Below are 20,620 nucleotides of genomic sequence, written 5' to 3' on the forward strand. Positions count from 1 at the left end.
GGCCCGTGCCGGTTCTGCGGCCCGTGCCGGTTCTGCGGCCCGAGCTGATTCTACGACCCGAGCCCAGCCGCGGAAAAAGGATGCGCCGCTACTGAGCGATGAGCAGCTCCGCACCACCGCCGAGCTGACCGTGCGCGATCTTGCCGCCTACGCCCGAGGCGAGGTGAGCCGCGCCGAGCTGAGCGAACGCGCGGCACAGCGCGCTAGCGCCACCTACCGTAAGGCGCTCAAAACGCTCAAGCATTCGCTGGGTCCCGCCGCGCACACCATGACTGATGACGCTATCTACGAGCTGGTCGATATTGCGTTGGCGGCGCGGCAGGCAACTCAGCCGGAAGCACATCAGCCGGGGGAACCTGCCCGGAAAGCACCCGCCCGGAAGAAGCCGGCTCAGAAGAAAACAGTTCAGAAGGAACTAACTCAGAACGAACCGATCCCGCAGGAGAGCGAAACTGCCGCGCGGGATATTTCGGCGCGCCCGCAAAAGGTAACGAAGGCAAGCGAAGGGGGCGAGCAGAAGCCTGCACCCAAAAAGACTGCATCCAAAAAGGTCGCAGCGAAGAAGACTGCTCCCGCAAAGAAAGCAACCGAATCCGAATCCTCGGTGAAGAGGGTAGCTGACTCCAAGACCGCTACGCAGAAAACCCCCGCGCCGAAAAATGCTGCGCCGAAAACCATGCTGAAGAAAGCGCCCGCCCAGAAAACTTCCGCGAAGAAGGCAACTACGAAGAAGGTTGCGGCTGAGAAGCCCACATCAGCTGCCGCGGAGGCTAAGAGCCGTGCCCTGGCGCGCTACGCCTCCGAAGATCGCATCGAAAATGCGCCGCTCAAAAAGTACCTGCCAGCGCCCAGCGCCAAGGCAATCGCTACACACCTGGACCTGCACACCGTCGGAGAGATGCTCGAATACTTCCCGCGCAAATACCTGCCGCGCGGCGAGCTCAGCTCCTTCGCCGAACTCGTTGAAGGCCAGGACGTCACCATCATCGCCCGCGTGGTGCACGTGAGCACCCGAACCATGGCGGCGCGCCGCGGCAAAATCACGGAAGTGACCATCACCGACCGGCTCTCCGACGCCACCGGGCAGGACGCACCCGCAGGTTTTGGGGCTGCCGGTTTTGGTGCCACTGGTTTTGGGGCTGGCGGCCCTGTATCCGTGGTGCCCGGGCGAGCTAACCGCCCCGGCGCATCCGGTGCATCCAGCGTATCCGGCGTATCCAGAGTATCCGGTGCGCCCGCGCAGAGCTGGCAGGCGACCGGGATGCACAACCCGCGCATCAACGCGCTCGCTAACTCCACGCAGAACCCAGCTGCCCAGAACCCCGTGGTACAGAATTCCAGTGCACAGGGCAGGGGAGTGCAGCCCGTCTCCTACAGTGGCTACGCAGACAGCTACGGTCAAGACTCGTTTGGTCAGGATAGTTTTGCGCAGGGAGGCCTCTTTGGCGTGCCCGCGCCCAGCATGACGAACCCCGGTGCGCTCATCGGCTCGCAGATGAAGCTTTCCTTCTTCAACGCCTGGACCGCCGCCCGAGAAATCCGCGAGGGTGAAACCATGATGTTCTCCGGCAGAGTCGGCATCTACCGCGGCGAATACACCCTCACCAACCCGCACTACGCCCTGCTCTCGAAGGATGCCTCCGGCGCGGACGTCACCGACGCCGCCACCGCCCCCGTGCCCGTCTACCGCGCCCCCGTGAAGCTGCCCACCGACCGCATTAGCGGCTACATGGCGCAGCTGCTCGAAAAGGTGCCACTCAAAGAACTTGAAGACCCGGTACCCTACACGATTCGTCGCGCCCGCAAGGTGCCCTCGCTGGAGTGGACGTACCGCGCCCTGCACACCCCGGACTCTGAGGACACCTGGCGTGCCGCGCAGGCACAGATGCGTTACCGTGAGGCGTTCGTGCTGCAGAGCGCGCTCGCCCGCCTGCATTCGGTGCGTGCCGCGCACCTGACCCAGCCGCGCCCCGCCGTGGAGAGCGGCCTCGCCGATCGGCTGCTTCAGGTTCTGCCCTACGAGCTGACCGAGGGGCAGCAGAAGGTGGGCGCTGAGATTGCCGCGGATTTGTCGAGTGAATCGCCCATGAACCGCCTGTTGCAAGGTGATGTGGGTTCCGGTAAGACCGTGGTGGCTCTGCGCGCCATGCTGCAGGTTGCCGATGCGGGCGGCCAGTCCGCGATGCTCGCCCCGACCGAGGTGCTTGCCGAGCAGCATTTGCGTTCGGTGCTGGACATCCTGGGGGATATGGCTGCGCCCGAAGACTCTGACGCTGATGATTCTGCCGAGGGAATCCCTTCGGGGAGCGGGGAGGAACCCGACCGTGTGCGTGTGCGCCTGCTGACCGCCTCCATGGGTACCCGCGCCAAGCGCAAGGTACTGCAGGAACTCGCCGACGGCACCGCCCAGATTGTGATTGGCACCCACGCCCTGCTCTCCGACGAGGTGAGCTTCCACGATTTGGGTCTGGTCGTCGTGGACGAGCAGCACCGCTTCGGCGTGGAGCAGCGCGACGGCCTGCGCGGCACCGACGGCGCCCTGCCGCACCGCCTGGTCATGACCGCAACGCCCATTCCGCGTACCGTCGCCATGACCGTGTTCGGTGACCTGGACGTGTCCGTGCTCGACACCCTGCCCGCCGGCCGCCAGAAAATCTCGACCCACGTGGTGCCCCTTGCCGAGAAGCCCGCCTGGGCGTCCCGGTTGTGGAGGCGCGCCCGCGAAGAAATCGACGCGGGTCACCAGGTGTATGTTGTCGTCCCCAAAATCGGGGAGGATGGCGACAGCTTGGAGGAGGGTGCCGCGTTCTTTGGCGCATCCAGCCTGAACGGTGCGGGCGCGGGCAACTCTGCCCAGGGCTATTTCGGTCAGAGCGGTAGCGCCAGTAGCGACGGCAAGGTTCAGCTGACCTCGGTCGCCTCAATGTACTCCTACCTGAGTGCGGAGGACGCCCTCGTCGGCGTGCGTATCGGCACCCTGCACGGCCGCATGGACCCGGCGGAGAAGACCTCCGTCATGACCGCTTTCGAGCGCGGTGAGATTGACCTGCTCATCAGCACCACCGTCATTGAGGTGGGCGTGAACGTCCCGAACGCCACGCTCATGATCATCATGGACGCCGACCGTTTCGGCATCTCGGGCCTGCACCAGCTGCGCGGTCGTGTGGGTCGCGGCGGCTACGCGGGCACCTGTCTGCTGGTTACCCGCCAGGAGGAGGGCGGCGTGTCCCGCGAGCGTCTGGATGCGGTTGCCTCCACCACGGACGGCTTCGAGCTTTCCCGCATCGACCTGGCGCAGCGCCGTGAGGGTGATATTCTGGGTGCTGCACAATCGGGCTCGAAGAGCACCCTGCGGTTCTTGCGGGCGCTCGCCGATGCCGACATTATTGAGCGTGCCCGCGAGGATGCCCGCTCGGTGGTGGAGAAGGACCCGACGCTGGCTAAGCATCCGTCGTTGGCGCGTACGATTGACCGCGCCCTGGACGCTGACCGTGAGGCGTTCCTCGGCAGGGGATAAGCGCGCAACGGGGCAGAACCCTCTGCCCGCCCACCAACCTGCGTTGCCCACCACTCGCTGAAACCGTGACGTCAACACACCACACTAGTTAAGAGGAGAGACCTATGAGCCGTATTATTTCCGGTGCTGCCGGAGGCGTTCGCCTTGCTTCGGTTCCGGGGGATAATACTCGCCCCACCACCGACCGGGTGAAGGAATCCCTCTTCTCGAAGCTGGAAAGCTACGACATTATTCGTGGCGCCCGCGTGCTGGACGCCTTTGGCGGTTCGGGCGCGCTCGGTTGCGAGGCGCTCTCGCGCGGTGCCGCCTCCGTGACGCTGCTGGACACGTACCCGAAGGCTGTTGCGGTGATTCGCAAGAACGTTGCCGCGGTGGAGAAGGCGATGGGCCGCACTGGTTCTTCTGGCGCTACCGGTTCTACGGCGCACGTGCAGCAGTCTCAGGCGCTGACCTACGTGAAGTCCGCCTCCGGGCCGTGGGATCTGGTGTTTGTTGACCCGCCCTACGCCATGCCGAATGAGCAGGTCAGCGAGCTGCTGGAGGCGCTCACCCCCAAGCTTGCCGAGGGCGCCGTGGTCGTGGTGGAGCGTTCTTCGCGCGATGCGGAGCCGGTGTGGGGCGAGGGCCTGTACTGTTTTTCGACCCGTCAGCACGGCGAGACGGTGCTCTACTATGTAGAGCCTGACGAGGTTGAGGAGCAGGCGGGCGACGAATCCGGCGAGGACGCTGAAGAGCTCGCCGCCTGACCTTTCCGCCCGCATCCTGCGCTCGCCCGCATGCCGCTAACCCGCATCCTAAATTCGCCCGCATCTACTCATTCCAACGTCTGATATTTATTCGTGAAGGAACCGCCATGATCGCCCTCTGCCCCGGATCTTTTGACCCCGTGCACCACGGCCACCTGGAAATCATTGCCCGCGCCGCTCAGCTCTTTGACGAGGTGATCGTGGGCGTGGCGCACAATAGCTCCAAGAAATACCGTTTCTCCCTGGAGGAGCGCGTGCAACTGGTGCGTGAGTCCCTGCAGGAGCTCGGCATTGAGGGCGTGAGCGTGGAGCCGATTCCGCCGGGCGTGCTGCTTGCCGAGTACGCGGCGGAGCGTGGCGCGAAGGTGCTGGTGAAGGGTCTGCGTTCGGCGACGGACTACAGTTATGAGGCTCCGATGGCGAGCATGAACCGCCACCTGGCGCAGGTTGAGACGGTGTTCTTGGCGGGTGAGGACCGCTACGGTGCGGTGTCGTCCACGATTATTCGTGAGGTGGCGTCGCTGGGTGGTGACGTGACTCCCTTCGTGCCGGAGGCGGTCGCCCGCGCCCTGAAAAACACCAAGGAAAACGCCTAGAAAACGCCTCATCAACCCGGGCGCGCACCCGTCCGACACGCCCACCGGCAGGACCCCGGCAGAATAACTCGCACCGCCGACCGGGCACTTAAGTCCCCCAGTAGTAGCCCCGACCGACCGATTAAATGCCGCGCGGCGCCTCCTTAAGGGGATATTTAAGAGGTGAGCGCCACTTAAAGAGATTTAAAAGGCGCTTAATCTTGATTAACGGTGCGAATGACCCCTAAAATGGGACTTTGGTTTATACATTTCGTAAGGAGAAACGCCATTTCACGTGCAGACGCATCGCCGCTGGTGGTATCGGTTACTAACCTGATGCACCGTCCCGGCACCATGGAAACCCTCACCGAGGTCGTGCCCGCACCGGCAGACCTGGGTAACGCGCTCATCGGCGTGGAAGAGGGTTCGGATATTGACCTCGATATTCGTATGGAGTCTGTTGTTGATGGTATCCTAGTTACCGGCTCCGTCGTTGTGGATGTACACGGCGAGTGTAGCCTCTGCTTGGATCCGATTGATTACGAGATGTCGGCCAATATTCAAGAGCTTTTCGTCTTTGAGAAGGCCCCGGCTGGCGGCCCCGAAGACGAAGTAGATGAGCAGTACGCCGTTGAGGATGATTCCATCGACCTTGAACTGGCTCTGCGGGACGCAGTAATCCTTCAACTGCCGTTCCAGCCTGTTTGTAGGGACACCTGCCAGGGTCTGTGCGCCGATTGCGGTGCGCGCCTGGAGGATGACCCCGGGCATCATCACGAGGTGTTGGATCCGCGCTGGTCGGCCCTGCAGGGCCTGCTCGGCGCAGATACCGAAAACTAAATTGTTGTTACTAGAGATTGTGAGATAGCTGTGGCTGTTCCCAAGCGCAAGATGTCCCGCGCTAACACCCGCGCACGCCGTTCCCAGTGGAAGGCATCCGTGCCCCAGCTGGTTAAGACCGTTGAAAACGGTCGCGTGACCTACAGCCTGCCCCACCAGGCAAAGGTTGTAACCGACGCTGCAGGCAACGCCCTGTTCCTGGAGTACAAGGGCCGTAAGGTTGCAGACGCCTAAGAAGCGGTGAATCCTTATGACTGAATTTCCTAGTGTTGATACTAGGGAGTTGCGTAAACGTCTCGGAGTCGATATCGACGCCGAGACGTTTTTGCTATCCCTAACCCACCGCTCCTACGCCTTCGAGAACCCCGGGGTGGAGCATAATGAGCGCCTGGAGTTCCTGGGCGATTCGGTGCTTTCCCTGGCGATTGCTGAAGAAGTGTACCGACGCTACCCCGACCTGCCCGAGGGCGAGCTCGTGAAGCTGCACCACGTGGTGGTGTCTACGGTGGCGTTGGCGAAGGTGGCACGCGACCTGGATCTGGGCAGGTACATCCTGCTCGGTAAGGGCGAGATTCACACCGGCGGCGCCGATAAGGACTCGATCCTTGCCGACACCATGGAAGCGATTTTTGGCCTGACCTACTTGGAGTGCGGTCGCGAGGCGGCTCGTGACCTGGTGCTGCGCCTGATTGCGCCGCTGCTCGACGATGAGAAGGTCCTGAACTCTGGACGCGACTGGAAGACTGAGCTGCTGAACCTCGCCACCGCCCGCGGCTGGGGAGACGTGCGCTACGAGGTCACCGGCGAGGGCCCGGACCACGCGCGCGTGTATACTGCGGTCGCTATTGTGGCGAACCAGCAGACCGGTACCGGTGTGGGTCCGAGCAAGAAGGAGGCGGAGCGCCTTGCCGCTGAGCAGGCGTATCGCGTTCTGGTTTAGGCTCATTCAAGCATCCTGCAGGTCTGTTAGCTCTGCGGGTTCTTGATTCTGCAGCCTCGCTGATTGGAGGGAATCATGCCCGAACTGCCCGAGGTGGAAACCGTTCGTGCGGGCATCGCCGACCATTCGTTGGGTCGGCTCGTGCAGGCGGTGCGCGTGGTCGATGCCCGTTCGCTACGCAGGCACCTGCCCGGTCCCGCCCACTTTGAGGTGGCACTCACCGGCAGGGCGCTGCGCGGTGCCTACCGCCGCGGCAAGTACCTGTGGCTGACCCTGAGCGAGGCGGATGGCACGCTTGCTGACGAGGCGCTCGTGGTGCATCTGGGCATGAGCGGTCAGCTGCTCGTGCGCGATGAACCGGGCGATGAACCGGGCGGTGATTCCGGCAGCGACTCGGGCAGCGAGTCGGAGGCTCGCGCGGCCTTTGATGAGCAGCCGCGGCACCTGCGCGTGGCGCTCGAACTGGGACCGGTGGGAGCTACCAGCGCTGCGGGAGCCACCGGCGGTACGGTGAGCACCAACCGGGCAGGCACCGGGCAGCGGTTGCTCTTCGTGGATCAGCGCATCTTCGGCGGCATGTTCCTCAGCCGGCTGGTGCCGGACGTACCCGCGGCAGTTGCAGTGAATGAAGCTGCGGCGGGTGAAGCAGCGCCGGGTGAAGTACCGGAGCGTTTTCTGGTACCTGAAGCGGTCAAGCACATTGCCCGCGACCCGCTGGACGAATTCTTCGACCCCGCGGCGGTGCGCCGCAAGTTCCTGCGCACCTCCAGCGGCATTAAGAAGGTGCTGCTGGACCAGTCGGTGATCTCCGGCGTGGGCAATATCTACGCCGACGAGGCGCTGTGGCGTGCGCGGCTGCACTACGCGAAGCCCGCACGCACCCTCAGCGCCGCCCAAACCCGCGAACTGCTGGAGGCGGTCACGCAGGTGCTGCGCGAGTCCCTGGCGGCGGGCGGCACAAGCTTCGACGCCCTGTACGTGAACGTGCTGGGCGAGTCGGGCTACTTTGAGCGCTCGCTGAACGCCTACGGCCGGGCCGGGGAGCCCTGCCACCGTTGCGCGGAGGCGGGCCGCACAACCCTGATGGTGCGCGAACCGTTCCAGAACCGTTCGTCCTACCGTTGCCCGCACTGCCAGCGGGCGCCGCGTTCTCGCTAGATAAAGGCTCACGCTAGGTAGAAGCTTACGACAGGTAAAGGCTTACGATAGGCACAAGCTCACGCTAGATATGCGAATGACGGCGTAGCTACGTTCCTCCCATACGGGGGATGTAGCTACGCCGTCATTCGTTTAAACCTCAGTTGTATAAACCGGGGGTGGGGGGAGTCAACCCGAAAGCCACCCCGATAAGAAGCAACTGGCGGCTGTACCTATCGCTTGTACCTGTCCCCGTAGAACAAGCCCAGACGCTCGTAGCCTTCCTCAATCGACACGGCGGGCTCCCACTGCAGAAGCTCACGGGTGCGGCGCTGATCAAACCAGTGTGCGGTCGACAGCTGCTCGGCGAGGAACTCCGTCATCGGCGGCTCATCACCGGCGGTTACGTTCTTCGGCAGGCGTTCCCACACGCGCTCAATGACCTTACCCGCCAGGGCCGCAACCTTCGCCGGAACCGAGAAGCGCGGGGCGGGAACGCCCACCGCCTCACAGAAACCACCCAGTAGTTCAGCGATAGTGCGCGGCTGACCGTTCGTCACCACCAGCGCCTTGCCCGCAAAAGCGTCGAGGCGTTGGTAGCCGCGCACCACGGCGTCCGCGGCGTTATCAATGTAGAGCGTGTCAATCAGGCCCGTACCGCCAGAGAGCAGAGGCAGGCGGCCCGCGGCGGAACGCTCCAGAATGCGCTCGACCAGCTGGGTATCGCCCGGTCCCCACATTAGGTGAGGACGCAACGCACCCACGCGCAAAACCCCGCCACCGGGCAGGGGAGTACCGTTCGCCTCCAGCGCCAGAAGCTCAGCGGCAGCCTTCGAACGCGCATAGTTACCGCGCGCATGCTCCGGGGACGCCACGCCGGCACCGTCACCCACAATCGCCGCACCGGCATGAGCCACCGACGGCGACGAAATGTACAGGAACGAACCCACCGAATGGTTCAGCGCCGCCTGCAACAGGGTGCGGGTACCCTCAATGTTGATGCGCTCATAGTCAGCCCACTCGCCGCTCACCGAAACCTTCGCCGCGGCATGCACCACGCCGTTCACGCCGGTCAGCGCCAGATCCACAGCCTGCGCGTTCGTAATATCGCCGCGCACCTGCTCAAAACGCGGGCGAATCGAATCGGGCAGAAGCGCCGCAATACCCGAATCGCCACGCTGAAAAACGCGCACATCGTAGCCGGCACGCAGCAACGCCAGAACGCTCTCACGACCCAGCAGGCCGCTCGCGCCGGTAAAGAGGATGCGCTCGCCAATACGCGGCGCGAAATCGGGCTCCTCAACCGGGCGCAGCGAACGCGGGGCGGGGTCGGTGTAGCGCGCCGCCAGCGGCTGCGCAGGCTTGCGGAACCGCGCCGTCGGGGAGGTCACCGCATGCGCAGTCGACAGGCGGTGTCCAGACAAGCGGGGTGCGGGCTCGTGGGAAGAGGACTCACGCGAAGAATGAGGGGACATCATACTCCTTAGACTTAGGGATCCGGCAGGCGCTTACGCCCCCGCAAGGACCTTCGACGCCCACTCACCCAGGGCGGGGCGGTCAATCTTCGAATTATGGCGAATATCGGTCGGATGCTCGTGCACCACCAGCACCGCGGCAAGTTCCACGCCGGTGTCCTCGGCAACCTTCTGACGCACCAGCTGCGACAGCTCGAAGGGCGCCACACCCTCCGCAATGGGGAAGCGGCGAGCGCCGGGCACGCGATCGAGCAGGGCACGCTTGAGACCCGATGCCGACTGGCGCGCCTCCAGGGTGGCGGTGTTCGCGGACGCCTCAATGACCAGCACCGGAGCGGCAGTACCGGCAGGGCCCACCGCGACCAGGGCGGCGCGGCGCACCTCGGGCAGGGACTCGGCGGACTGCTCAGCCGCAACCGGAGTCAGCACGCCCTGCGAAGTCAGCAGCACGTGGGCGAGGCGACCCTCAACCCACAGGCGACCCGAAGCGTCCAGATGACCGACGTCACCGGTATGATGCCAACCCGGAGTGCTAATGGACTGCTCCTCAGTCACCCACAGGGTGTCGTAGCGGTCCTTCACATGCGGTGCCGAGACCAGAATCTCACCGGTCACACCCGGCTCATGGGTCAGCTCATCCGCGACCGAACCGTCCTGCAGCAGAGGCGCAATAGCCACCGCCGCACCGTACACCGCGAAACCAACGCACACGCCGTCACGGGCGAACGGGTCAAGCACCTCACCGGCAGCATTCGGGGTACCCTCAGCAATCGCCTGGCGAATCATCTCGAAAGACACATCGGTCACCGGCAGACCCTCGGTCATGCCGTACGGGGTGTGCAGGGAGGCGTTCGGCACCAGGGCGGAGAGCGCCTCCAGCAGTGGCACGGGAATCGGCGCGCCAGCACTCAGAACGGTCTGAACCTTAGCCAACGCCGCACGCTGCTCACCGCTGAGCTCATCGGCGGTCGCCACCACATTCACCAGGGCGGCGGGGGATGCAAACACGACCGACGCATCAATAGCCGCCGCAGCCGACGCCAATGCCGAAGCCGTCAGGGTCTTCGGGCGGGTCACATCCATCGTCGGGGTCACGCTGGTAGCACCCAGCGCCGGACCCAACAGCGCAAACGGCGCGAAGCCAGCCACCAGACCGCTACCGGGCGCAAAACCGTACGTATTCGCAATGGCATCGCGCATACCCGCCAGCTGACGCTGCGTGTACACCACACCCTTAGCCGGGCCGGTCGAACCGGAGGTGTACAGCACCGCCGCATCAGCATCCGGCACGGGGGAGGGGAACTCCACCACGGTCGGGGTGGGCACCGGCGCACCCGGAGTACCGTCAGCGGCGGGCGCGGTAAACACCGAACCGGCAACGCCCAACAGCTTCTCCTGCACCGAACCCAGCGGCTCCACAGAAATACGCACACCCGGCCACAGCAGGGTACGGGCGGCACTGAGCGCGGTGGGAATACCCACCAGGAAGCTCGGGTTAGCGCCCTTCAACGCGCGAGTCAGACCCGGAATACCCAGACCGGTATCAGCCACCACAATAACAGCGCCCAGCTTCATGCAGGCGTAAATCAGGGTGGTCAGGCGGGCACCCGGAGGCACCATCAGGTTCACGCGGTCGCCCGGACGCACACCCAGGGCGTGCAGGCGGGTCGCGGCGGCGTTGACCTGCTGGTTCAGCTCAGCCCAGGTCAGGGTCACAGAAACGGAGGTGCCGTCGCCCTTGGGGTCCATATCCACCACGGCGGTGGAGGTGTCATTGGCGCGTTCGGTGAGGGCAGCGAGCATGGGGCGGAACGCCGCGGGAACAGCGCCCTCAGCGCCCTCAGCGGCAGTGCCCTCGCCGGTAGTCAGACCGTGGCGGCGCGCGCGGGCGGCACGATGCTCCGCCTCAACGTTGTGCGGGGGCACCAGAGCGCCATCCTCCCTTGTGCCGAAAGTCTGCGCAAGCCACGAAATCATGGGGGTGGCAATATCGTAATCCTCAATGACCAGGTGCGAGGCCTTCTCGTAGCGGTGCACCTTTGCCTGCGGCATGCGCTCCATCAGGTCGAACAGGTAGCGGCGCTGGAACACCGGGTCCTTCGTGCCCCACTGGAAGAACGCGGGCACGTCCAGGTCACGGATCTGCTCGGCAATACGCTGCATCGGCGTATAGGAAGGAATATCGGTGCCGGTCGGAATATCACCCACAAAATTACGCACACCCTCACGCCACGCCGAATGAGCGTACGGCGCACGGTACGTACGGTAAATCGCCTCGTTCAGTGGGCTCGGGTACAGGCGCTTAGGCTGCTGACCCACCGGCTGCGGCAGGGCGCCATCAAGCGCCCCGGCACCGGCAGAACCCGGCGCGGGCAGGCGGCCCTCATTCTGAGCCAAACCCAAGGTCACATCAATAAACGCGGTCGAATCGTGAGTACCCCACTCGTGCACACCCAACGCCAGGCGCAGGGCGGCAGGGATATTCTCAATGCCGTCATGGTAGACCGCGGTGTTCGTCAGCATCACGCCCGAAAGAATCTCACGATGCTCCAACGCCCAACCAAAGGACACCAGCCCACCCCAGTCATGGGCGAGGGTCACGACCGGCTTATCGGTCTCATCCAGACCGAGTGCCTTCGTGAAATCACCCAGGTCAGCGATACGGTCGGTCAGGGAGCGGCGCTCACCCTCCAAATCCAGGTGGGTGCGCTCCGAATAACCCATATCAATCTGATCAACCGCAACCACACGCCACGGGGCGCGCTCATTCACACCCGCATCCAGCACGGTACGCCACAGGTACGACCAGGTCGGGTTACCGTGCACGCACAGGATCGTGCCAATCGGCTCCAAACCCTGCTCGACCAGCACCGGAAGGTTATCCAGGTAGTGCCAGCGGCGCGCGCCAGCCTGCTGCGCCCGCTGCTCAATGGGGGCGGAGGTGGGCACCTCCAGAAGGTGGGAGTAGCGCGGGTTCACGCCCGCCCATTCCTCCGGGTTATACGGGGGCTGAGCCTTAGGGAAGTTCAAATGGCGCATGCTGGGAATCCTTCCGGATCGAATCGGTGAATGTCTACCGCAAAAGCTAACGGGTTACCGGCTAAAGGCTGCTGGCTACCGGGTTACCACTGAATCTCAAGCAGGGCAGTGTTCAGGCCAGAACCCACACCCATGCACAGAATACGGTCGCCTTCCGTGTAGGTCGGCGCGCACTCGGCGAGAGTCATCGGCAGAGCCGCCGCAGCCACATTGCCCCACTTCGGGAAGGTCAAGGGGATGCGCTCACGCTCAATACCGACCGCCTCAATAATGGCGTTCGTGTGGGCGTTAGAAATCTGATGGGTCACGTAGGAGGTCATATCGTTCCACTCCCAGCCGTCCTGATGCGCCTGCTCCCACGCCTGCGCCACCAGCTCCAGACCGTGCTTGAGCAGGCCCTCGGCGTCAGTGTTCATACCCTGATCCGCCTCGCCACCGATGCACAGGTTACGGTGTTCAGTGCCCGCGCGGGACACCGAACCGACGATGCGGTGGCCCTCCGGGTGGCGGTCAGCGCGACCAATCACAGCCGCTGCCGCACCCGAACCGAGGGTCAGGGTCGCGAACTGAGCCAGCACATCCTCGCGGGTCGAATCGGGGTTGTTCAGAATGCGCACCGCGGTACGGTGCCACGGGGAGGGGTCCTCGCCAGCGACAATCAGGGCATAGTCGATAGCGCCCGCATCAATCATGGTGGAGGCGACAGTCATCGCGTTCACGAAGCCCAGGCAGGCGTTCGTAATATCGAAGTTCAGGGCGTGACGCGGCAACTCCAGGCGGTCGTGCACACCCACCGAAACGGCGGGCTCAAAGTTATCGCGAGTCACCGAAGCGTTAATCAGCAGGCCAATCTGGGAACGGTCAATACCCGCCTCCGCAATAGCCTTCTCGGCTGCGGCAACCACGCCGTCCTCGAAGGTCTGGCCTTCAGCCCAGCCGCGGCGAGTGCTAATACCGGCAAGGCGCTCCAGCAGGCCCTTCGGCATGCGCAGACGCTTATAGGTTTGGGCCAGCTGCTCATCGAAGTAGTCGCTCGTGACGACATCCGGAGGCAGCTCATGGGTAATGGACAGCAGAGCTGCATTAGCGTGGCGAATGTCAGAGTTCGTGCCGACCTTATCGGCGGATGCATTCAACAATGGTGTGGCCCTTGAAAATAGAAGTCAGTGGGATACATAGAAAAACGCGGGGATGCGAACAGCGGCCCCGCAGAATTCGTGATGCTCATTCCAATCTACCGCACCGACCGGGCGAACCCGTATCCGTAGACCCAATATGAACGCGCCCGTTCACCCCGCGCGTAAGATGATGCACAATGAGGAACTTTGAACCCCCTTCACCCCGTGCACGTTCACGCCGCTCGCCTGCCGCACCGCGTACACTAGAGGGATGCCGCCACGCACCACAGAACGTGCCCGGCACACACCAGTTCTTCTGCAGAAAGGCCCCTTGTGCACCTGATGTCGCTGACCCTGCGCGGGTTCAAGTCTTTCGCCTCCGCCACCACTTTTGAGTTCACCCCCGGCATTAATGCGGTGGTCGGCCCCAACGGCTCCGGCAAGTCCAATGTGCTGGATGCGCTCGCCTGGGTTATGGGCGAGCAGGGCGCTAAGAGCCTGCGCGGCGGCAGCATGAAGGACGTTATCTTCGCGGGCTCCGGCGAGGCTGGTTCGGGTGACGGCGCCCAGCGTGCGCCCCTGGGCCGCGCCAAAGTCACCCTGACTTTCGATAATTCTGATGGCACCCTCAGCATTCCCGCTGATCGGGTGCAGATTTCGCGCACCATGTTCCGCTCCGGCGGCAGCGAGTACGAGATTAACGGTTCCCCGGCGCGCCTTGCCGACATTCAGGACCTGCTCTCGGAGGCGGGTCTGGGTCAGCAGATGCACGTGCTCGTCGGCCAGGGTCAGCTGGATGCGGTCCTGCACGCCACCGCGCAGCAGCGTCGCGACATGATCGAGCAGGCGGCGGGCGTGGTCAAGTATCGCCGCCGCCAGGAGAAGACCAGCCGCAAGCTGGAGTCTGTGGCATCGAACGTTACCCGCCTGAGCGACCTGGTTGCCGAGCTGGATTCGCAGCTGCAACCGCTGAGCGAGCAGGCAGAATCCGCCGCGACTGCACGCCAGCTACAGGCGCGCATCCGCCAGCTGGAGGCGGTGCTTTTGGCTCGTCAGCTGGGTGTTCTGCAGGCTGAGCAGGCGCAGGCTCTCGCCTCCGAGGTGGAAGGTACCCGCCGCGCCGAAACCCTGAAAGAACAACTGGAGGCGGCACGTGCAGCGTCCGCGAAGCATCAGCAGGAGCAGAACCGCCTGAACGCTGAGGTCACCGCCTGCCAGAAGGCCGTGTCGACCCTGCGCGAGTCCGCCGCGCGCGTGCGCACCGTGCAGTCCATCGCCGCCGAGCGCGTGCGCACCTACCGCGTGGAACTGACCGAGGCGACCGCCGCCGCCCGCGCCGGATACGAACGCGCCCTGGAACTGCTGGAAGAACGCCGCGAAGAGGCAGAGCGCGCCGTGGAAAGCTACGCCAGCTTTGAGGAACGCTACGATGCGGCGCTGAAGAACCTTGAGAAGGCGGCGTCCGAGGTGGCGCAGACTGAGCGCGCCTCGGGCGAGGCGGCGCGGTCTCGTGCCCGCGCGCAGGCCCAGCTGGATGCCGCCCGCGCCGCTGCAGTGGAGGCGACCCGCGCCTACGCGGCGGCGGCTGAGCGTGCCGCAACCCTGCGTGAGGCGCTGGGCCAGAGCCTGGGCGAGGCACCCGCCGAGCCCGGTGCTGAATCTGCCGAGGCGGTGTTCGACCCCGAAACCGGCGAGCTCATGGATTCTTCGAACGAAGGCGTGAGCCTACTGCGCGTGCTGGATGCCGTGCAGATTGACCCCGAGTATGCCCGCGCGGCGTCTGCGGCGCTGACATCGCTCGCGACCGCGGCGTTGAGCGTGCCGGTTGAGGACGCCGAGGTGTCGCAGTTGCGCGGTGATAAGGGGGACGAAAGCAACGAATCTGCCGCGAAGGAACTTTCAACAGAACTGCCCGAAACCACCCTGCCCGAATCCTGCGCTACCGAGCTGCACGAGCTGGGTATCCGCCCCGCCACCGAGATGATTGAACCGCTCAGCGAGGACGCCGCCGCGCTCGCCGGCATCGACGAGCACGCCCTGGCGCGCGTCACCGCGGCGCTGGGTGAGCGCCTGGCGGGTGTGCTGTTCGCGCCGGATGCCGCCTCCGCGGAGCAAGCCCTGCACCTGCTCGCAGAGAATACCTTCGCAGGTCAGCGCACTATGTGGCGTATTTTTGACCCCGCAGGCACCGAGCACACCCGCTACAGCCTGCTCTACCCGGCTGAGGGCGCCAGCCCCCTGGAACTTGCCGCCGCATACCGCGCCGCCTCCCAGGTCGTGACCCGCACCCGCGCCGAACTGGACGAAGCCGAACAGACCGTTCAGCAGGCTCAGACCGCGGCAGAATCGGCGGTCGAAGCAGAACGCGAGGCGGCGAAGGCAGCGGGCGTGGCGAGCGCCGAGCATGCCCGCGCCTGCGCCCAGGCGGAGTCCCTGGAAGCCTCCGCGCAGAACATTCAGAATGAGCGTGCCCGCCTGAACGAGCGCCTCACCGCCGCGGAGGAATCCGTAGCCGAAGCGCGCACCGCCTACGAGTCGGCGCGTACCCGCGAGGATTCCTACCTGGCGGGCACGGGGGAGCAGGCACCGGCGGCAAAGATTGAGCGCCGAGCCCAGCGTCTGGGTGAGGTGCTTGCCGAGCAGGTGGGCGAGCGTGAGCAGCAGCTGCACGAGCTGAGCGGCGCCCTGAAGAACGCCCAGGAGGGCCTGACCAGCACGAACGATGAGGTACAGGATTTGCAGGCGGCGCACGCGGCGGCGCTGACCCTGCTGGCGCGCACCCAGACGGAGGCGGCGCGCGTGCAGGAGCGTGTGCAGGCGCTGGCTGAGCGTGCCCGCCTGGTGACCGGTTTGACCCTGGAGCAGCTGGAGGGGGAGTACTCCGAGCAGCTGCCGGTTGACGTGCCCGCAGATGAGGCTTCCGAAAACGCGGCTTCTGAAAATGCTGCTACCGAAACGGCGTCAGAGACTACCGAAGCCTCCACCGAAAGTGTCCGCGCTCGCCTCAAGGCAACCCGCGCCGAACTGGAGGCGCTGGGCGCCATTAACCCGCTGGCGCTGGAGGAGTACGAGGCGCTGTCCGAACGCCATGCCTACCTGAATCAGCAGATTGAGGATTTGAAGGCGACCCGCCGCGACCTGAACACGGTCATGGACGAGGTCAGCAGCCACATTGCGGAGGTGTTCACCGCCGCGATGGAGGATATTAACACCCACTACCGCCGCATCTTTGAGACCCTGTTCCCGGGAGGCGAGGGCCACCTGGAGCTGGACGACCCGTCCGATCCGCTGAATTCGGGTGTGGAGATTCACGCGCGCCCGGCAGGTAAGAAGGTTAAGCGCCTGTCGTTGCTATCTGGCGGTGAGCGTTCGCTTGCTTCGCTGGCGCTGTTGATTGCGATTTATATGTCTCGCCCGTCGCCGTTCTACGCCCTGGACGAGGTTGAGGCGGCGCTGGATGACCGCAACCTCTCGCGCCTGCTGCAGGTGATTGGTGAGTTGGGGGAGCGTTCGCAGCTGATTGTGGTGACGCATCAGAAGCGCACGATGCAGATTGCGGAGACCCTGTACGGGGTGTCGATGCGCGGTGGCGTGTCGACGGTGCTTTCTCAGCAGATGGAGGAGTTGCGCGAGCTGCTGTAGCTCGCCGCACACCCACCCCGGCGAACGTCACATGTCCTAGGAGTGGTCATGTGCACTCCGGGGTACAGGTCACCGCTTGCGCCCGGGTACTATAGGGGGATATGTGCGAACACCGCCCATCTATTTGCGGTTGGCGTGGTGTTTCGCTGTGATCAGGCCTGATGCCCCGCCCTACCCGCGGTGCGCATCCGGCGGCAACCATCCAGGGAAGGAATAGTGATGAGCGAGAACCTGGCAGATGCTTTCCTCAACGGCGAGTCGTTGAAGAATGCCCCCGGCCCCTATTTTGGTGAGTACGGCGGGCGGTGGATGCCCGAGTCGCTGATTGCCGCCATGGATGAGCTGGAGGCAACCTTTAACGAGGCGAAGAACGACCCCGAGTTCATTGCCGAGTTCCAGCGTCTTTCTGCTGAGTATTCGAACCGTCCGTCGCTGCTGACTGAGGTTCCGAAGTTCTCTGAGCATGCTGGTGCGCGTGTGTTCCTCAAGCGTGAGGACCTGAACCACACGGGTAGCCACAAGATTAATAACGTGCTGGGTCAGGCTTTGCTGGCTAAGCGTATGGGTAAGACCCGTCTGATTGCTGAGACCGGTGCGGGTCAGCACGGTGTTGCGACTGCGACCGCGGCTGCGCTCTTCGGTATGGAGTGCGTGGTCTACATGGGTGAGGAAGACACTGAGCGTCAGTCGCTGAACGTGGCTCGTATGCAGCTGCTGGGCGCGAAGGTGATTGCGGTTCAGAACGGTTCCCGCACCCTCAAGGACGCCATTAATGAGGCGCTGCGCGACTGGGTTTCGAACGTTGAGAACACCCACTACCTGCTGGGTACCGCCGCGGGTGCGCACCCGTTCCCGGCGATGGTGCGTTTCTTCCACGACGCTATCGGTGAGGAGGCGCGCGAGCAGATTCTGGCTGAGACTGGCCGCCTGCCTGATGGTATTGCTGCCTGCGTGGGTGGCGGTTCGAACGCGATTGGTCTGTTCCACGCGTTCTTGGACGATGCGTCGGTTGAGATTTACGGTTTTGAGGCTGGCGGCGACGGTGTGGATACCGGTCGTCACGCGGCGACCATTACTCTGGGCCGCCCGGGCATGCTGCACGGCGCGATGACCTACCTGATGCAGGATGAGGACGGCCAGACCATTGAGTCCCATTCGATTTCTGCTGGTCTGGATTACCCGGGCGTGGGTCCGGAGCACTCCTACCTGTCCGATATTGGTCGCGTGACCTACGAGCCGGTGACTGATACCGAGGCGATGGACGCTCTGCGTCTGCTCTGCCGCACCGAGGGTATTATCCCGGCGATTGAGTCCTCGCACGCTCTGGCGGGCGCGTTGCGCGTGTGCCAGCGTTGGGCTGCTGAGGATCCGGAGGCGGCACGCGAGAAGACGATGATTGTCTGTCTGTCCGGTCGTGGCGATAAGGACATGGAGACCGCGCTGAAGTGGTTCGGCCTGGGTAAGGCGATTCCGTCCTCGACCCTGATGACCGGTAATAAGGAAGCTGCCGCATCCGCTGCACAGAACGCACAGGCTGAAAGTGAGGCTAAGTAATGAGCTACCAGGACGCTATTTCTCAGTCGGCACCTTTCACGGTGCTGGATGGTTCTTTCCCCGCTCCGAATGCGCAGTCGCCTCTGGCGGCTCGTCTGGCTGAGTGCGAGAAGCAGGGCCGTGCGGCGCTGATCGGCTACCTGCCGGTGGGCTTCCCGACCCTGGACGAGTCGATTGACGCGGCGATTGCTCTGGGCAATAACGGCGCGGACATTATTGAGCTGGGCGTGCCTTATTCTGATCCGGTCATGGATGGCCCGGTGATTCAGAAGGCTACCGGCGTGGCGCTGGAGAACGGCTTCAAGCTGCCTCAGCTGTTTGAGGCGGTCCGCCGTATTACCGAGGCGACCGACGCGGTGGTTGTTGTGATGACGTACTGGAACCCGGTTCTGGCGTACGGTGTGAAGAATTTTGCGCGTGATTTGGCGGCTGCCGGTGGCGCGGGCATGATCACCCCGGACCTGGTGCCTGATGAGGCGTCGGCGTGGTTTGAGGCTTCTGACGAGTACGGTCTGGATCGTATTTTCTTGGCTGCTCTGTCTTCTTCGCCGGAGCGTTTGGCGACTATTGCGAAGGCGTCGAGCGGCTTCGTGTACGCCGTGTCGGTGATGGGCGTGACCGGTGCCCGCACCTCCGTGTCGGAGGCGGCTCGCACCCTGGTTGCGGACATTAAGGCTGCCGGTGCGCCTCGTGCGTGCGTGGGTCTGGGCGTTTCGACTCGTGCCCACGTTGAGGAGATTGGCGAGTATGCGGACGGCGTGATTGTCGGTACCGCGCTGGTGAAGGCTTTGGCTTCTGGCGGTGTTGAGGCGGTGGCTAAGCTGACCCGTGAGCTGGCGGGGCGTGAAGGCTAATGTCTGATGTGCTGTCGCTGGCGAGCGTGCCGGTAGCTAACGTGCTGGCTTCGATTCCGCTGGGTTCGATTCCTTCGCCGAGCGTTTCGTACCTGCAGCTGGGCCCGTTCCGTGTGCATTTCTATGCCCTGTGTATTCTTGCGGGTATGGCGGTGTGCTTGTGGCTGGGTTCTCGCCGTTGGAAGGCGGCGGGTGGTACCCCTGAGCGCGTTTTTGACGTGGCGATGTGGGCTATTCCGGCGGGCATTATTGGTGCCCGCGCCTACCATGTGCTGATTACTGACCCGGGTAGCTATTTCGGTCCGAATGTTGCTGATCCGTGGGCTTTCCTGAAGATTTGGGAGGGCGGCATCGGCATTATGGGTGCCGTGTCGGTTGGTGCGTTGGGCGCCTGGTATGGTTGCCGCCGCTACGGGATGAATTTCCCGGCTTTTGCGGATGCGGTAGCGCCGGGTATTCTGCTGGCTCAGGCGTTTGGCCGCTGGGGTAACTGGTTCAACCAGGAGCTGTTCGGTAAGCCGACGACTCTGCCGTGGGGCTTGGAGATTAGCGCGTCGAGCGGTAATTTCCCGACCCAATATCCGGCGGGTACGCTGTTCCATCCGACGTTCCTGTACGAGTCGCTGTGGAACCTGCTGGGTGTGGCGTTGCTGCTGTGGCTGGGTCGTAAGGGCGTGCTGAAGCTGGGTCAGACCCTGTGGCTGTACGTGTTCTACTACGGTGTGGGCCGCCTCTTCATTGAGATGTTCTTGCGTATTGATACCTCGGAGATGCTCTGGGGCGTTCGTATTCACGTGTGGACTGCTCTGTTGCTGGTTCTGCTGGGTGCTGCTGGTTTTGTGGTGGCTGGTCGTCGTGCGGCGGCGAAGGCTGCTGCGGGTATTGAGCCGGCTCCTGCAGAGATTGCTCCGAAGCCTGCCGCAGATGAGCCTGCAGAGGGCGCTGAGGAGAAGGCAGCCGAGAAGGCAGAGCCCGCGGAAGGATTTGACTCTTCTGAGTCTTCGACGAAGGGCTCCTAGCTTTCATCTTCTAGCTCTATCTAAATTTCATAGAAAAACCGCCGGATGGGGGAGCGCCCCCGTCCGGCGGTTTTTTATGCCCGCTATTTGTGCTTGCTGTCTGTTTCTTGCTGGTGGATGTTCTCATGGTGGCATGTGCCGGGACCCTGCGTGGATTTGGGCTG

At 63.9% G+C, this 20,620-nt stretch carries 14 protein-coding genes; 11 read left to right on the forward strand and 3 right to left on the reverse strand.

Going from position 1 to position 20,620, the window contains the following annotated elements; all coding sequences use genetic code 11:
• Nucleotides 1-268 precede the first annotated feature (268 nt).
• The 7 genes from ROTMU0001_RS03220 to mutM all read left to right on the forward strand — a co-directional run bounded on the left by ROTMU0001_RS03220 (nt 269) and on the right by mutM (nt 7,776).
• Nucleotides 269-3,517, forward strand: a complete 3,249-nt coding sequence (locus ROTMU0001_RS03220; RefSeq protein WP_425357309.1) for a helicase-related protein — start codon at nt 269-271, stop codon at nt 3,515-3,517.
• Nucleotides 3,518-3,621: 104 nt separating this feature from the next.
• Nucleotides 3,622-4,263, forward strand: coding sequence for a 16S rRNA (guanine(966)-N(2))-methyltransferase RsmD (gene rsmD / locus ROTMU0001_RS03225; RefSeq protein ID WP_005508105.1), 642 nt, complete (start codon nt 3,622-3,624; stop codon nt 4,261-4,263).
• Between the two features lie 107 nt (nt 4,264-4,370).
• Nucleotides 4,371-4,859, forward strand: a complete 489-nt coding sequence (gene coaD / locus ROTMU0001_RS03230) for a pantetheine-phosphate adenylyltransferase (RefSeq protein ID WP_005508106.1) — start codon at nt 4,371-4,373, stop codon at nt 4,857-4,859.
• 210 nt (nt 4,860-5,069) lie between these two features.
• The gene (locus ROTMU0001_RS03235; RefSeq protein ID WP_005508107.1) at nt 5,070-5,678 is read left to right on the forward strand and encodes a YceD family protein; all 609 of its coding nucleotides are present in this window, start codon (nt 5,070-5,072) and stop codon (nt 5,676-5,678) included.
• A 30-nt stretch (nt 5,679-5,708) separates the two neighbouring features.
• Nucleotides 5,709-5,912 carry a 50S ribosomal protein L32 gene (rpmF, locus tag ROTMU0001_RS03240; RefSeq protein WP_005505656.1) on the forward strand — a complete coding sequence of 68 codons (204 nt, stop codon included), beginning with the start codon at nt 5,709-5,711 and terminating at the stop codon, nt 5,910-5,912.
• Nucleotides 5,913-5,928: 16 nt separating this feature from the next.
• Nucleotides 5,929-6,618 carry a ribonuclease III gene (gene rnc, locus ROTMU0001_RS03245; protein ID WP_005508108.1) on the forward strand — a complete coding sequence of 230 codons (690 nt, stop codon included), beginning with the start codon at nt 5,929-5,931 and terminating at the stop codon, nt 6,616-6,618.
• Nucleotides 6,619-6,693: 75 nt separating this feature from the next.
• Nucleotides 6,694-7,776 carry a bifunctional DNA-formamidopyrimidine glycosylase/DNA-(apurinic or apyrimidinic site) lyase gene (gene mutM, locus ROTMU0001_RS03250; protein WP_005508109.1) on the forward strand — a complete coding sequence of 361 codons (1,083 nt, stop codon included), beginning with the start codon at nt 6,694-6,696 and terminating at the stop codon, nt 7,774-7,776.
• Nucleotides 7,777-7,988: 212 nt separating this feature from the next.
• Here mutM and ROTMU0001_RS03255 read toward each other — a convergent pair whose 3' ends face one another.
• From ROTMU0001_RS03255 to ROTMU0001_RS03265, 3 genes are all read right to left on the reverse strand, one after another.
• Entirely contained in the window at nt 7,989-9,230 is a 1,242-nt protein-coding gene (locus tag ROTMU0001_RS03255; protein ID WP_005508110.1) for an NAD-dependent epimerase/dehydratase family protein, read from the reverse strand.
• Nucleotides 9,231-9,263: 33 nt separating this feature from the next.
• Nucleotides 9,264-12,269 carry an alpha/beta fold hydrolase gene (locus tag ROTMU0001_RS03260; protein WP_005508111.1) on the reverse strand — a complete coding sequence of 1,002 codons (3,006 nt, stop codon included), beginning with the start codon at nt 12,267-12,269 and terminating at the stop codon, nt 9,264-9,266.
• A gap of 83 nt (nt 12,270-12,352) precedes the next feature.
• On the reverse strand, nt 12,353-13,408 hold the full coding sequence (locus ROTMU0001_RS03265) for a 3-oxoacyl-ACP synthase III (RefSeq protein WP_005508112.1): 1,056 nt from the start codon (nt 13,406-13,408) through the stop codon (nt 12,353-12,355).
• Nucleotides 13,409-13,729: 321 nt separating this feature from the next.
• Here ROTMU0001_RS03265 and ROTMU0001_RS03270 point away from each other — a divergent pair, with 321 nt between their 5' ends.
• The 4 genes from ROTMU0001_RS03270 to lgt all read left to right on the forward strand — a co-directional run bounded on the left by ROTMU0001_RS03270 (nt 13,730) and on the right by lgt (nt 20,456).
• Nucleotides 13,730-17,029 (forward strand): chromosome segregation SMC family protein, encoded by a 3,300-nt coding sequence (locus ROTMU0001_RS03270; RefSeq protein WP_052293949.1) that lies wholly within the window; start codon nt 13,730-13,732, stop codon nt 17,027-17,029.
• Nucleotides 17,030-17,248: 219 nt separating this feature from the next.
• Nucleotides 17,249-18,583, forward strand: coding sequence for a tryptophan synthase subunit beta (gene trpB / locus ROTMU0001_RS03275; RefSeq protein ID WP_005508114.1), 1,335 nt, complete (start codon nt 17,249-17,251; stop codon nt 18,581-18,583).
• Entirely contained in the window at nt 18,583-19,437 is an 855-nt protein-coding gene (gene trpA / locus ROTMU0001_RS03280) for a tryptophan synthase subunit alpha (protein ID WP_005505666.1), read from the forward strand. The genes trpB and trpA overlap by 1 nt, the downstream gene beginning before the upstream one ends.
• Complete coding sequence (gene lgt / locus ROTMU0001_RS03285) at nt 19,437-20,456, forward strand: prolipoprotein diacylglyceryl transferase (protein WP_005508115.1); 1,020 nt, start codon at nt 19,437-19,439, stop codon at nt 20,454-20,456. Before trpA ends, lgt begins: the two co-directional genes overlap by 1 nt.
• The last annotated feature ends 164 nt before the right edge of the window (nt 20,457-20,620 follow it).

Source organism: Rothia mucilaginosa ATCC 25296, from assembly GCF_000175615.1.
GTDB classification, from domain to species: Bacteria; Actinomycetota; Actinomycetes; order Actinomycetales; family Micrococcaceae; genus Rothia; species Rothia mucilaginosa.